The following is a 13,598-nucleotide window of genomic DNA, read 5'->3' as shown; positions in this document are numbered from 1 at the left end:
CTAGGAACCACCATGTCCACTTCCCGTCCTCGCCTCACATGGACGGCAGCCGGTCTTACCGCAGCCCTGGCCACCAGCCTCCTGTGGACCGGCACCACCCAGTCTGCCCGGGCGACCGTCGGCACGACCGCCCCAGACATCTATGCGTTCACCGCCAAGCTCGTCATCGGCGAAGGCGACCCGGCGCGTGCGTGCTCCGGCGTACTCGTCGACCCGTTGTGGGTCCTTACGTCCAAGAGCTGCTTCGCCACCGACGCCACCGGCACTGTGGCCGCCGGCAAGCCGAAGCAGAAGACGACCATCACCGTCGGCCGCACCGACCTGTCCGCCACCGCCGGGCTCGTCACCGAAGCCGTCGAGCTTCTCCCCCGAGCCGAGCGCGACGTCGTCATGGTCAAGCTCGCCAAGCGCGCTTCGAACATCGACACCGTCGACATCGCAACCACCCCGCCCGAGGCGGGCGAGGAACTGCAGATGGCAGGATTCGGCCGCACGAAGACCGAGTGGACACCCAACAAGCTGCGGGTCAGTACGTTCACGGTGTCGGCTGCCTCCCCCACGACGCTCGCCGTCGCGCCCAAGACCACCGGCACCCTGTGCAAGGGAGACATGGGCGGTCCCGCACTCCGCGAACGCGGCGGCAACCTGGAGCTGGCCGGACTGCACACCCGTGCCTGGCAGGGCGGCTGCCTGGGTGAGACGGAGACCCGAACCGACGGCGTCTCCACCCGCACTGACGACATCGCCGACTGGATCCAGCAGATCCGCCTCAGCGACCTCGTACCGAACGTCAGCGACGTCATGACCAGCGCCGACTTCAACGGTGACGGCCGTGCCGACATCGCCGCCGTCACCAACGACGGCAACCTCCACGCCTTCCATGGCCGCACCGACCGCACCTTCGAGTACGGAAGGGCCCTGTGGAAGCAGGACGGAAGCTGGAAGAGCGTCAAGAAGCTCATCGGTGGTGACTTCAACGGCGACGGCCACGCCGACGTCGCCTCCGTCTGGTCCGACGGCAGCCTCCAGCTCTACGCAGGCCAGGCCTCTGGTTCGTTCGCCTCCGCCAAGCGCATGTGGCCGGACGGGACCGACTGGAGCGGCATGCTGGACATCACCCGCTTCAAGCCCGACAAGAGCAGCCGCGACGGGCTGATCACCATCTGGAACAACGGCGGCCTCTACGCCTACTCCGCAGCCCCCGACGGCACCCTCAGCGGCACTAAGCGCAACATGTGGCCGGACAACTCCTGGAAGGGCATGAAGCTCTTCACCGCCGCCGACTTCACTGGCGACCGCCTTGACGATGTCATCGGCCTCACCTCGAGCGGCACCCTCGCCCGGTACGACGGCAACGCCCAAGGAGGCCTCAACAAGGGCGTCTCCATCTGGCCCGACAACACCTGGGGCAAGATGCAGATCCACGCCGCGGACTTCGACGGCGACGGGAAAGCCGACATCCTCGGCCGCTGGGACAACGGCATGAACCTCTACCGAGGCGACGGCGCCGGCAAAATCGCTCCCGGCACCCCTGCCTGGCCCACCCTCCCCTAACCCCTAACCCCCGGGGCCGACCGCGGCGAGGGGCGCAGCATAGACAGGCCCGACGAGCGCTGCACAACACGGCCGTCGACAGTGGGCTGGACAAGGGCAACCCTGTCCAGCCCCCACACCCAACACAGCCAGGCCACCTGGCCTGAGACGAACAGCGCAGAGGGCCCGAGGCTGCGAGGGCGGTCGCTCCGGCCCGTCTGACGTCCATGTCCGCCCACCAGGCCGAGGTGGCGGGTGATCGGGCAAGCGGAGGGCGCGACGCAGCCTGAAAGGTCCAGACGACAAACAAAGCCCCAGGTCGCCGACCTGGGGCTTTGTCCGATTTCAGGAGCGTTGCCGAGTTCCACCGCCGTGGGCGACGTCAGATAGCCCTCCTGCTCCAGCCCGGGCATGGGGGCACCCAACCTGCACCTCGCGCAATGACCCGGGCGCACGAGCATCCGCCCGTGCGCCAGGTTGCCTCGCCGCGCCAGGCTGCGAAGACCTCATGCAGGGGCGCCGGCACGCAAGCACCTGGATCTCACTCATAGAGCACACCGGCCATCAGCCCGTCGACCTCAGGATTGGAAATCTTGGGGCCGGGCTGATTGGGCTTGTACGGCAGGACGTAGATGCAGACCTCGTAGCGCCGCCCCTTCTCTAGCGGCACGCCGATCTTCTGCTTCTTGATGAACCCTGCGGATCCAGTTGTCATGTTGTAGTACCCGATCGCGGGCGGGTCGGCGGGATAGAGAGCCTTGGAACCAGTCGCATCCTTCAGCCAGATCCAGACGTCCAGCCTCTGCGACGCGGCCGACCTCCACTGCGCGACCATGTAGAGCTCATCGCCACGCTGCTCCCAGCCGGGGCGCACCTCGACTCCTGGGATCGATGTCCATGGACGCCAAGAGCAGTTCGGGCAGGTTCGCACCTGAGGAGCCCGCGAGCTGGGTGGTGGCTGGAGCGGTTCATCGATTCCCGGGCGATCCCTATCGCTCGATCGCGCAGGGAGTGACGTGGGCGGGGGCGTGGACGAGTTTTCTTCCGCAGAAGGCGCCGTGCCCTTTCTGCCTTCCACGCCGATCGCGTTGTGGTGGGGCAGGACCAGCCCTGCCGCCACCGGGTCAATTGCTCAGGCTTGGGCGATGCGATGTGGAATCTTCGGCCCTCGGCGTTGGCCCGCCGGGGCCGCTTTGCTGTCCCGTGCTCGTCGGGATTAGGCGGTGAGGTCGTACGCCGCCTGGTTACGCAGCCATACGTCCACGTCCTGCCAGCGGTACCGAAGGCGGCGGCCGACCTTGTGGACGTTGGGACCGATTCCCCGGTACTTCCACTGGTACAGCGTCTTCACCGGTACATCGAGGTAGGAGGCGACCTCCTGGGGAGTGGCCATGGACTCCCGCCCGGCAGTGCCGGAGCGGTGGGAGGACGTGCGGGGCATAGGGCTCCAATTGCGGTTTCGGACGTCGGGCGTGGACAACACAGCCATGCCCCGGATGCAAAAGTCCAGTGGCATTCCGAGGACTTTGCATTCGCCTCGACGGGCGTCGAGTTCCGTAACAGTAGGTGCGGATCCCCGGTTGACTAAATAGCCCCTGGCGGTAGCTCTAGTTTCTCTAAATAGGGCTCAATTCCGACCCTGCTCGCGAGTGTGGGGTGCGTCACCCGATGCTCGCCCTTGGTGGGTCCTGCCTGCCGTGCAATCGCTATTAGTGCAGGTCAACGGCTTGAGGTGAAGGGATCTGAGGTGGTGCGTCTGGACTCTAGTAATGCTCAATAATTCCAACTGTTGAGGAGTTTGTGAGCTATCTATTGCCAGGTGTCGGAAATCGAGTTACGGCTATTCGTCATGGCAACTCGACCTGTAGAAATCGGCCCAGCGGGACTCCAAGTCGCCCGCACCATCGAACGAATACGACTCCTGCGCGGACTTTCCCAGCGGCAGCTCGCCGAGCGCTGCACCGCGTTGGGCAGGCCGCTGACGAACATCGCCGTCAGCCGCACCGAACGCGCGCGTCGGCGCTGCGACATCGACGACCTCGTCGTCATCGCTGCCGCCCTCGGGGTGTCGCCCACCGCCCTGCTGCCGGTGTGGAGCGAGCCGAACCCCGTCGCCCGCTCCGCCTCCTGGACCCTCGACCGCTTCCGGGAGGCCCTTCTTGGCTGACGTGTACGACCGCTGGCACAAGTCCCACCCCAAGCCTGGGGAGGCCGACTGCGCCGAGCACAGGAGCCGTACCAGGCCGATGGTGCCGACCGCCGACCATGGGATCGGCAAGCGCTGGCAGGTCCGCTACCGCGACCTCGACCAACAGCAGCGCAAGGAGAACTTCGAGACGAAGGCGGCGGCCGACAACCGGGCCGCCGAGGTCGACGTCGAACTGCGGCACGGCACCTACGTCGCTCCCAGCGCGACCAAGGAGACGCTCGCCAGTTACGCGCAGAAGTGGCTGGAAGCGAACTCCGCCGGCCCCACGACCGCCCTCCGGTACGAGGCCACGGTCCGCAACCACATCACCGCCCACCTCGGACGGCGCGAGCTGCGCTCGCTCAACCAGCCGTCCACCATCCAGGGCTGGATACGCAAGCTCCAGGACACGGACCTCGGAGCGTCGACCATCGAGGGGATCTTCGACGTCCTCTCCAGCATCCTCGGGGCGGCCGTGGACGACGGCCTGCTGCCCAAGAACCCCTGCAAGGCGAGCTCGGTCAAGCTCCCCACGGTGACCAAGAAGAAGGTCGTCCCGTGGACCCTGGAGCGGGTGCGCGCGGTGATCGCCGGCCTGCCGAAGCGCTTCCAGGGAGGTGGCAAGCTGGCCTTCGGCTGCGGCCTCCGCCAGGGCGAGGTCTTCGGCATCGCCGATACGGACATCGACTTCAAGGGCGGCTGGATCCACGTCAACCGCCAGGTGCGGATCGTGGGCACGAAGGCCGTGTTCGCTCTGCCCAAGGGCAACCGGATCCGCTCGGTGCCGCTGTCCGCGCAGCTCGCCGCAGCCTTGAAGGTCCACATGAAGGAGTTCTCGCCGACCGCGGTCACTTTGCCCTGGGGCAAGCCTGACGGTGAACCGAAGACGTTCCGGCTCCTCTTCGTGGACGAGAAGGGGCGGGCGTACAACCGCAGCGTCTTCAACCAGGGAGTCTGGAAGCTCGCCCTCGCCGCGGCCGGGGTCATCCCGCCCCGCGAGCGCGGTGCGAAGTACCTCCAGTCCGCCCCGGAGGACGGGATGCATGCCCTCCGGCACGCGTACGCGTCCGTCCTCTTGGACGCGGGGGAGAGCATCAAGGCGCTCTCGGAGTACCTCGGGCACTCGGACCCTGGCTTCACCCTGCGCACCTACACGCACCTGCTGCCGACAAGCGAGACGCGGACGCGTAAGGCGATCGACGCGGCCTTCACCGATGAAGGCGATGGCACCGAGGCGGAGGGCACACCCAGGGCGCGTTCCTCAGCCGTGTGCCCTCAATGTGCCCTGGCCGCCTGACGGGCGGCTTCCGGGCGCGGCCGGGCAGCCCCTGCGCAGGGCCGTCCGAGCATGACCAAAGACCAGGTCAGGGCCAGACCAGGCAGTACGGCTGGTGGCCGGCCTCGTGGAGGCGGATGGAGAAGTCCTGCCACTCGTGGAGCAGCTGGTAGACGTTGAAGGCGTCGCGGGGGCCGCCGCGGTCGGGGACCGTGGACCAGATGAAGGCGGCCGCGCCCACCGATTCCTCGGCGATGTCGCGCAGCGGGTCGACGACGGTCATGGGGAGCTTGACCACCGCGTAGTCGGGGTGCAGGACGACGAGCTCCAGCGGGGGGACCTTGTGGAGCGGTATGCCCTCGATGCCGGTCAGGACCATCGCGGCCACGGTTTCCGGCTTGATCTTGGTGAAGAGGCCGCCCATGCCGAGTTCGTCGCCGCCGAGTTCCTCGGGGCGCATGGAGATCGGGACGCGGGCCGCCGTGGCGCCGTCGGGCGCGCCGAAGTACTTGTACGTCACCCCCATGCCGCGGCCCCCATTCCTGCTCGTGGACGGTACCGCTGCCGCGTCGGTCGTCTTGCGCCGGTGCCTGCCGCGGCGGCCGCGGGCGCGCTCAGGACCCAGGCCGTCCAGCCCGTCGGTTCCCTCGCCCGGTCCGCCACCGCGTTGCATATCTCCACCCGACTGCTCTACCGGCCGCCCGGACCCCACCGCGCAGCCTGATCATCATGGCAGTGACCTCCCCCGCGGCACGACGGTGAAACACCTGTCCGCAAGACGGTCCGGGGCTCTGACACCATGGCTGGTGTGAGCTACCCATACCAGGCCCCAGTTTCGCAGACTCTTTTCGACCGGGCGGCAGTCGTGACCCCCGGCGGCGTGAACTCTCCCGTACGCGCGTTCCGCGCCGTGGGCGGAACGCCCCGGTTCATGGTGTCCGGTACCGGTCCGTACCTCACCGACGCCGACGGCCGCGAGTACGTCGACCTCGTCTGCTCGTGGGGGCCGATGATCCTCGGCCATTCCCATCCGCAGGTCATCGAGGCCGTCCAGGCGGCCGTCGCGCGCGGCACGTCGTTCGGTACGCCCGGTGAGGGCGAGGTCGCGCTCGCCGAGGAGATCGTCGCCCGGATCGAGCCGGTGGAGCAGGTGCGGCTGGTGTCGTCGGGCACCGAGGCCACGATGTCGGCGATCCGGCTGGCGCGCGGTTTCACGGGCCGGGCGAAGGTCGTGAAGTTCGCGGGCTGCTACCACGGGCACGTGGACGCGCTGCTGGCCGCGGCCGGCTCGGGCCTGGCGACGTTCGCGCTGCCGGACACCCCGGGTGTCACGGGCGCGCAGGCCGGCGACACCATCGTGCTGCCGTACAACGATCTGGAATCGGTGCGGGCCGCGTTCGCCGCGCACCCCGGCCAGATCGCCTGTGTGATCACGGAGGCGGCGCCCGGCAACATGGGCGTGGTCACGCCGGCGGCGGGCTTCAACCAGGGTCTGTCCGACCTGTGCCGCGAGGACGGCGCGCTGTACATCTCCGACGAGGTCATGACGGGTTTCCGCACCTCGCGCGCCGGCTGGTACGGCGTCGACGGGGTCAAGCCCGACCTGATGACCTTTGGCAAGGTCATGGGCGGCGGCTTCCCGGCTGCGGCCTTCGGCGGCCGCGCGGACGTCATGGGCCACCTGGCCCCGGTCGGCCCGGTCTACCAGGCGGGCACGCTCTCCGGTAACCCGGTGGCGACCGCGGCGGGCCTGGCGCAGCTGCGGCTGCTGGACGAGGCCGCGTACGTGAAGGTCGACGCGGTGTCGAAGGAGATCCAGGGCCTGGTCACGGGCGCGCTCGCCAAGGAGGGCGTGGCGCACCGGCTGCAGACCGCGTCCAACATGTTCTCGGTGTTCTTCACCGCGGACGAGGTGCGCAACTACGACGACGCGAAGAAGCAGGAGTCCTTCCGCTTCAACGCGTTCTTCCACTCGATGCTCGCGGACGGCGTGTACCTGCCGCCGTCGGCGTTCGAGTCCTGGTTCGTTTCCACTGCCCACGACGAGCGGGCGGTCGAGCGCATCGCGGCGGCGCTGCCGGCCGCGGCCCGCGCGGCCGCCGAGGCGACGGAGGCCACGGCATGAGCGAGATCACCGTTGTCCACCTGATGCGGCACGGCGAGGTGCACAACCCGGACGGCGTGCTCTACGGCCGCCGGGCCGGCTACCACCTGTCCGAGCTGGGCCGGCTGATGGCCGACCGGGTGGCCGAGCACCTGGAGGGCCGCGACATCACGTACGTCGTGGCGTCGCCGCTGGAGCGGGCGCAGGAGACCGCGGCGCCGGTGGCCAAGAGCCACGGGCTGGACCTGGCGACCGATTCGCGGCTGCTGGAGGCGGAGAACGTCTTCGAGGGCAAGACCTTCGGTGTCGGCGACGGCGCGCTGCGCAAGCCCGGCAACTGGAAGCACCTGACGAACCCGTTCCGTCCCTCGTGGGGCGAGCCGTACATCGAGCAGGTCGTGCGGATGACCGGCGCGCTGGAGGCGGCGCGGGACGCGGCGCGCGGTCACGAGGCGGTGGCGGTCAGCCATCAGCTGCCGATCTGGATCGTGCGGAGCTTCGCGGAGAAGCGCCGGCTGTGGCACGACCCGCGGCGCCGGCAGTGCACGCTGGCCTCGCTGACGTCGTTCACGTACGAGGGCGACCGGCTGGTGTCGGTCGGGTACAGCGAGCCGGCGCGGGACCTGGTGCCCTCGCACCTGCTGGCGGGTGCGAAGCCGGTGAAGGGGAAGTCGAAGGCGTTCGGCGCCTGATCGTTATCGGCCATCCCCAATAAACGCGTGCTGCGCGGGAACCACCGTGTCGGGTAGACCCCTCTTACCAATTGTCCGTTTATATGGACAGGGTGAGGGCTCGCGAACGACGGGGACGGGAACGGTGCACATGCGCGACTTCGGCGGGATAACCCGGAGGGGAGCACTCGGTCTGGGGCTCGGGGCGGCGGCCGCGGCGGGCATCGCGGGCTGTAGCTCGGGCGGTTCGTCCGGCGCCGGCAAGGGCGCCCTCGGTCCGATCAAGACCGGCTCCCCACGGCCGAGCGGCCCGGCCGCGAAGCCGATCGGCGACGGCTCCACCGCGGACACCGGCCCGCAGCCCCACCAGCCCGGGAAGCCGGTGCCGCTGCAGCCGGGGGAGACCCCGCCGCAGTTCGTCGTGTTCAGCTGGGACGGCGCGGGCGAGGTCGGCAACGGCCTCTTCCCGCGCTTCCTGAAGGTGGCCAAGGACCACGGCGCGGCCATGACGTTCTTCCTCTCGGGCATCTACCTGCTGCCCGAGTCGAAGAAGAACCTCTACCGGCCCCCGAACAACCGGGTCGGCGCGTCCGACATCGGCTACCTCAAGGACGAGAACGTCCGCCTCACCCTGCAGAACGTCCGGCAGGCGTGGCTCGACGGCCACGAGATAGGCACGCACTTCAACGGGCACTTCTGCGGGGGTTCCGGCTCGGTCGGCAACTGGAGCCAGGCCGACTGGCAGGACGAGATCGACCAGGCCAAGTCCTTCGTCAAGAACTGGCGCACGCACACCGGTTTCACCGACCTGGAGCCGCTGCCGTTCGACTACGACAAGGAACTGATCGGCGCCCGCACCCCGTGCCTGCTCGGCCGGGACGCGCTGCTGCCGACGGCGGAGAAGCTGGGCTGGCGCTACGACGCGAGCTCGCCGGGCGGGCTGCAGATGTGGCCGGCGAAGAAGGGCGCGATCTGGGACCTGCCGCTGCAGGGCCTGCCGTTCCCCGGCCACTCCTTCGAGGTGCTGTCCATGGACTACAACATCCTGGCCAACCAGTCGAAGAACGCCACCCGCGGCGTCCCGTCGAACTACCCGGCCTGGCGCCGGCAGGCCACCGGCGCCTACCTCAACGGCTTCAAGCGGGCGTACGAGTCGAACCGCGCGCCGCTGTTCATCGGCAACCACTTCGAGGAGTGGAACGGCGGGATCTACATGGATGCCGTCGAGGAAGCCCTCAAGGCCATGTCGGACAAAAAGGACGTACGCCTCGTATCCTTCCGGCAGTTCGTGGACTGGCTCGACGTCCAGGACCCGAAGGTCCTCGCCAGGCTCCGCGAACTGACCCCCGGCCAGTCCCCGGCCGGCGGCTGGAAATCCTACCTCTCGGCGGCCTGACCTCGCGGTACGGCCTCCTCCCGGAGTCCGCCGGGGGGTGCGCAAGATCCATAAAACGCCCATGCGAAACTTTTCACATGAGCCTTAGCAGCGCCCCCCGACGCAGCCGCTCGACCAGCGGCCGCGCACTCCTGCTGACCGCGGTGACGGCCGCGGGCGCCCTGACCCTGACGGCGTGCGGAGACACGGACGGCGGCGGCAGCACCTCCAACGGATCCGGCATCAACTTCGTGCGCGGCTCCGGCGGCGTCTACAACGTCGCCAAGGCGGACCGCAAGCCCGCCCCCAAGCTCGACGGCGCCACCGTCGACGGCGGCACCCTCGACGTCGCCGACCTCAAGGGCAAGGTCGTCGTCCTCAACGTCTGGGGCTCCTGGTGCGCCCCCTGCCGGGCCGAAGCCCCGCACTTCGCCACGGTGTCCAAGGACCTCAAGTCCAAGGGCGTCGAGTTCGTGGGCATCAACATCCGCAACACCACGCAGGCCGCCCAGGCCTTCGACGAGGAGTTCGGGATCCCCTACCGGAGCCTGCACGACCCGGACAGCAAGCTCCTGCTGCGCTTCCCCAAGGGCACCCTCAGCCTCCAGACCATCCCCTCGACGCTCGTACTCGACCGGGACGGAAAGATCGCCGCCCGCGCGCTCATCGGCCTCGGCGAGGACCAGCTGCGCAAGATGATCGAGCCCATCGCGGCGGAGAAGTGATCCGGTGCTGACCCTCGCCGTCGAGCCCAACGAGACGGTCATGAGCGGGGCCCTGATACTGGCCCTGCCCATCGCAGTCCTCGCCGGGCTCGTCTCCTTCTTCTCGCCCTGCGTCCTGCCGCTCGTCCCCGGCTACCTCTCCTACGTCACCGGCGTCGGCGGCTCCGACCTCGCCGAGGCCCGGCGCGGCCGGATGGTGGCCGGCGCGGGCCTGTTCGTCCTCGGCTTCACCGCCGTGTTCGTCTCCGGCGGCGCGCTCTTCGGCTTCTTCGGCCAGACCCTCCAAGAGCACCGGGAGATCATCTCCAGAGTGCTCGGCGGAGTCGTCATCCTGCTCGGACTCTTCTTCATGGGCCTCATCCCCGGCCTGACGATGCGAGAGTTCCGCTTCCACAAGAAGCCGACCGCAGGACTCCTCGGCGCCCCGGTCCTCGGGGTGCTCTTCGGCATAGGCTGGACCCCCTGCATGGGGCCCACCCTCGGCGCCGTGACCACCCTCGCGCTCGACCAGGCCAGCGCCGGCCGCGCGGCCGTGCTCACCACCGCGTACTGCCTCGGACTGGGTGTGCCGTTCGTGCTCACCGCCGTCGCCTTCCGCAAGGCGCTGGGCGCATTCGGGTGGGTCAAGAAGCACTACGCATGGGTGATGCGCATCGGCGGCGGCATGCTGATCCTCACCGGTCTGCTGCTCGTCACAGGTGTGTGGAACACCATCGTCAGCGAGATGCAGGTGTGGACCAACGGCTTCACGGTGGGGATCTGAGCGAATGAGTACGCGCGTATGAGCACGACCGACAACAAGAGCAGCGCCCCGGCCGCCGAGCCGGACGGGAACGACACCGGCGGCACGCGCCCCGGCGACGAGGCCGCCGCACTCGGCGAAGCCGGCGCCGCCATGTCCACCGCACCCCAGGAGGAGAGCGCGGCCGCCCCCGCGGTCGTCGGCGTCCTCGGCTGGATCCGCTGGACCTGGCACCAGCTCACCTCCATGCGGGTGGCTCTGATCCTCCTGCTGTTGCTCTCCCTCGGCTCCATCCCCGGCTCGCTCGTCCCGCAGACGAACGTCGACGAGCTGAAGGTGGCCGACTGGAAGCGCACCCACGCGTTCTGGGTGCCGCTCTTCGAGAAGCTCCAGCTCTTCGACGTCTACAGCTCGGTGTGGTTCTCCGCGATCTACATCCTGCTGTTCGTCTCCCTCATCGGCTGCATCGTGCCGCGCACCTGGAAGTTCGTCGGCCAGCTCCGCGGCCGCCCGGTGCGCACCCCCCGCCGCCTGGACCGGATGCCGGCCTACGCGACCTGGCGCACGCACACCGCCCCCGACGAGGTGCTCGGCGCCGCGCGCGAGATCCTGCGGGGCCGCCGCTTCCGGGTGGACGCCGACACCGACTCCGTCATCTCCGAGAAGGGCTACCTGCGCGAAGCCGGAAACCTCGTCTTCCACATCGCGCTCATCGTGATGCTGGTGGCGTTCGCGGCCGGCCAGCTGTACAAGTCCGAGGGCGGCAAGCTCGTCGTCCGCGGCACCGGCTTCTCCAACACGATGACGCAGTACGACGACTTCCGCGCCGGCAGCCTCTTCGACCGCGACGGCCTCGTCCCGTTCAGCTTCACGCTGGACCGCTTCGACGCGACGTACGAGCGCACCGGCCCGCAGAAGGGCACGCCCCGCACCTTCAAGGCGCACGTCACCTACAGCGAAGGCGCCTACGGCACCCCGACCAAGGCCGACATCGAGGTCAACAAGCCGCTCGACATCGACGGCTCGAAGGTCTACCTGCTCGGCCACGGGTACGCGCCGGTCCTCTCGGTGACCGACCCGCGCGGCAAGGTGATCTTCAAGGAGGCCGTGCCGCTGCTGCCCATGGACTCCAACATCACCTCGACCGGCGCGGTCAAGGTGACCGACGGCTACCGCGACAAGGACGGAAAGAAGGAGCAGCTCGGCTTCCAGGCCTTCTTCGTCCCGACCTTCGCCGGCGCCGGCAAGGGCCAGATGTTCTCCCAGTTCCCCGCCCTGGACTACCCGGTGCTCGCGCTCAACGCGTACCACGGCAGCCTCGGCATGGACTCCGGTCTGCCGCAGAACGTCTACCGGCTCGACAAGACCAAGATGAAGGAGTTCAAGGGCGCGGACGGCCAGCTGTTCAAGCAGCGGCTGCGGCCCGGCGAGACGATGACCCTGCCGGGCGGCGCGGGCACCGTGAAGTTCGAGGGCGTCGAGCGCTGGGCCACCTTCCAGATCTCCCACCAGCCCGCCAACGGACTCGCCCTCGCGGGCGCGGCCGCCGCCGTGCTGGGCCTGGCCGGCTCCCTCTTCATCCAGCGGCGCCGGGTGTGGGTCCGCGCCGTGACCGGTCCCGACGGCGCCACCGTCGTCGAGATGGCGGGTCTCGGCCGCAGCGAGTCCGCCAAGCTCCCCGAGGAGCTGGCCGACCTGGCCGCCGCGCTGAGCGGACGGGCGCCGATCGCACCGGACGCCGAGCCGGACCCGGCCGCCGAGCCCGAGCCGGACACCGAGCCCGAGCCCGCGTCCGACGAGGCACCCGCCGCGGCGGCTGCCCCCGCACCTGCCGAAAGCCCCGCCGAAGGAGAAGGAGAGCGCGGATGACCCCGCTCGCAGTCGCCGCCAACGAGAACCTGGCGCACATCAGCAATGTGCTGATCTATTCGTCGATGGCGGTCTACACGCTCGCCTTCTTCGCCCACATCGCCGAGTGGGTCTTCGGCAGCCGCAGCAAGGTCGGCCGCACCGCCGCCGCCCTCACCGGCGGCGCCAAGGCGCCCGCCGTCCAGGTCCGCACCAAGGCCGGGGGCACCGCTGTTCTCGACCGCCCGCAGGTCGTCACCCGCGCCGCGGCCGGCACCCGCGACCTGCCCGACGGCCCCGGCGCGGCCGGCGGCACCGAGAAGGGCGACCTCTACGGCCGGATCGCGGTCTCCCTGACCACCCTCGGCTTCCTGATCGAGGCCGTCGGCGTGGCCTGCCGCGCCCTGTCGGTGCAGCGCGCCCCCTGGGGCAACATGTACGAGTTCTCGATCACCTTCTCCACGGTGGCCGTCGGCGCGTACCTGGTACTGCTCGCCCTGAAGAAGAACGTCCGCTGGATGGGCCTGATCCTGGTCACCACCGTCCTGCTGGACCTCGGCGTCGCCACCACCTGGCTCTACACCGACAGCGACCAGCTGGTGCCCGCCCTGGACTCGTACTGGCTGTGGATCCATGTCTCCACCGCGATCATCTGCGGCGCGGTCTTCTACATCGGCGCCACCGGCACCGTCCTGTACCTGTTCCGCGACTCGTACGAGAGCCGCCTGGAGGAGGGCCGCACGCCGGGCCGCTTCTCCAAGTCGGTCATGGAGCGGCTGCCCTCGGCCGCCTCGCTCGACAAGTTCTCGTACCGCATCAACGCGGCCGTCTTCCCGCTGTGGACCTTCACGATCATCGCGGGTGCCATCTGGGCCGGCGACGCCTGGGGCCGCTACTGGGGCTGGGACCCCAAGGAGGTCTGGTCCTTCGTCACCTGGGTCGCGTACGCCTGCTACCTGCACGCCCGCGCGACGGCCGGCTGGAAGGGCCGCAAGGCCGCCTACCTGGCGCTCTTCGCCTTCGCCTGCTGGATCTGGAACTACTACGGCGTGAACATCCTGCTCAGCGGCAAGCACTCGTACGCCGGAGTCTGAGCCGCCCGACCGCACCCGCACCCCGGGCCTGCGGGTGCGCCG

Annotated in this window: 13 protein-coding genes; 10 read left to right on the top strand and 3 right to left on the bottom strand. The window is 69.2% G+C overall.

All coding sequences use genetic code 11. The features are described from left to right. Positions 1-12 precede the first annotated feature (12 nt). The gene (locus OG764_RS16025) at positions 13-1,554 is read left to right on the top strand and encodes an FG-GAP-like repeat-containing protein (RefSeq protein WP_328969089.1); all 1,542 of its coding nucleotides are present in this window, start codon (positions 13-15) and stop codon (positions 1,552-1,554) included. 520 nt (positions 1,555-2,074) lie between these two features. On the opposite strand, the gene OG764_RS16020 is transcribed toward OG764_RS16025, so the two are convergent. Together OG764_RS16020 and OG764_RS16015 are read right to left on the bottom strand one after the other, a co-directional pair. Then, on the bottom strand, positions 2,075-2,407 hold the full coding sequence (locus tag OG764_RS16020; RefSeq protein WP_328969088.1) for a hypothetical protein: 333 nt from the start codon (positions 2,405-2,407) through the stop codon (positions 2,075-2,077). A gap of 342 nt (positions 2,408-2,749) precedes the next feature. Further along, positions 2,750-2,926 carry a helix-turn-helix transcriptional regulator gene (locus tag OG764_RS16015; RefSeq protein WP_443055945.1) on the bottom strand — a complete coding sequence of 59 codons (177 nt, stop codon included), beginning with the start codon at positions 2,924-2,926 and terminating at the stop codon, positions 2,750-2,752. 456 nt (positions 2,927-3,382) lie between these two features. Here OG764_RS16015 and OG764_RS16010 point away from each other — a divergent pair, with 456 nt between their 5' ends. Together OG764_RS16010 and OG764_RS16005 are read left to right on the top strand one after the other, a co-directional pair. Beyond that, complete coding sequence (locus OG764_RS16010; protein WP_328969086.1) at positions 3,383-3,700, top strand: helix-turn-helix domain-containing protein; 318 nt, start codon at positions 3,383-3,385, stop codon at positions 3,698-3,700. Position 3,701: 1 nt separating this feature from the next. Further along, positions 3,702-5,018, top strand: coding sequence for a tyrosine-type recombinase/integrase (locus OG764_RS16005; protein WP_328973033.1), 1,317 nt, complete (start codon positions 3,702-3,704; stop codon positions 5,016-5,018). A 67-nt stretch (positions 5,019-5,085) separates the two neighbouring features. On the opposite strand, the gene OG764_RS16000 is transcribed toward OG764_RS16005, so the two are convergent. Continuing rightward, positions 5,086-5,670, bottom strand: a complete 585-nt coding sequence (locus OG764_RS16000; protein ID WP_328969085.1) for a hypothetical protein — start codon at positions 5,668-5,670, stop codon at positions 5,086-5,088. Positions 5,671-5,796: 126 nt separating this feature from the next. Between OG764_RS16000 and hemL the strand changes: the two genes are divergently transcribed. The 7 genes from hemL (at position 5,797) to ccsB (ending at position 13,556) form a co-directional block, all read left to right on the top strand. Then, the gene (gene hemL, locus OG764_RS15995; RefSeq protein WP_328969084.1) at positions 5,797-7,122 is read left to right on the top strand and encodes a glutamate-1-semialdehyde 2,1-aminomutase; all 1,326 of its coding nucleotides are present in this window, start codon (positions 5,797-5,799) and stop codon (positions 7,120-7,122) included. Then, entirely contained in the window at positions 7,119-7,793 is a 675-nt protein-coding gene (locus OG764_RS15990; RefSeq protein ID WP_328969083.1) for a histidine phosphatase family protein, read from the top strand. The genes hemL and OG764_RS15990 overlap by 4 nt, the downstream gene beginning before the upstream one ends. Positions 7,794-7,923: 130 nt before the next feature. After that, the gene (locus tag OG764_RS15985; RefSeq protein WP_328969082.1) at positions 7,924-9,168 is read left to right on the top strand and encodes a hypothetical protein; all 1,245 of its coding nucleotides are present in this window, start codon (positions 7,924-7,926) and stop codon (positions 9,166-9,168) included. A gap of 77 nt (positions 9,169-9,245) precedes the next feature. Continuing rightward, positions 9,246-9,872, top strand: coding sequence for a TlpA family protein disulfide reductase (locus OG764_RS15980; RefSeq protein WP_328969081.1), 627 nt, complete (start codon positions 9,246-9,248; stop codon positions 9,870-9,872). A 40-nt stretch (positions 9,873-9,912) separates the two neighbouring features. After that, positions 9,913-10,635: a cytochrome c biogenesis CcdA family protein gene (locus tag OG764_RS15975; protein WP_328973032.1), complete on the top strand. Its 723-nt coding sequence runs from the start codon at positions 9,913-9,915 to the stop codon at positions 10,633-10,635. Positions 10,636-10,653: 18 nt separating this feature from the next. Then, positions 10,654-12,483, top strand: coding sequence for a cytochrome c biogenesis protein ResB (gene resB, locus OG764_RS15970; protein WP_443055944.1), 1,830 nt, complete (start codon positions 10,654-10,656; stop codon positions 12,481-12,483). Further along, positions 12,480-13,556: a c-type cytochrome biogenesis protein CcsB gene (gene ccsB / locus OG764_RS15965; RefSeq protein WP_328969080.1), complete on the top strand. Its 1,077-nt coding sequence runs from the start codon at positions 12,480-12,482 to the stop codon at positions 13,554-13,556. The genes resB and ccsB overlap by 4 nt, the downstream gene beginning before the upstream one ends. Positions 13,557-13,598: the final 42 nt, after the last annotated feature.

This window comes from Streptomyces sp. NBC_00239, assembly GCF_036194065.1.
Classification (GTDB): Bacteria; Actinomycetota; Actinomycetes; order Streptomycetales; family Streptomycetaceae; genus Streptomyces.
This window is presented reverse-complemented; position numbering and strand designations above follow the sequence as displayed.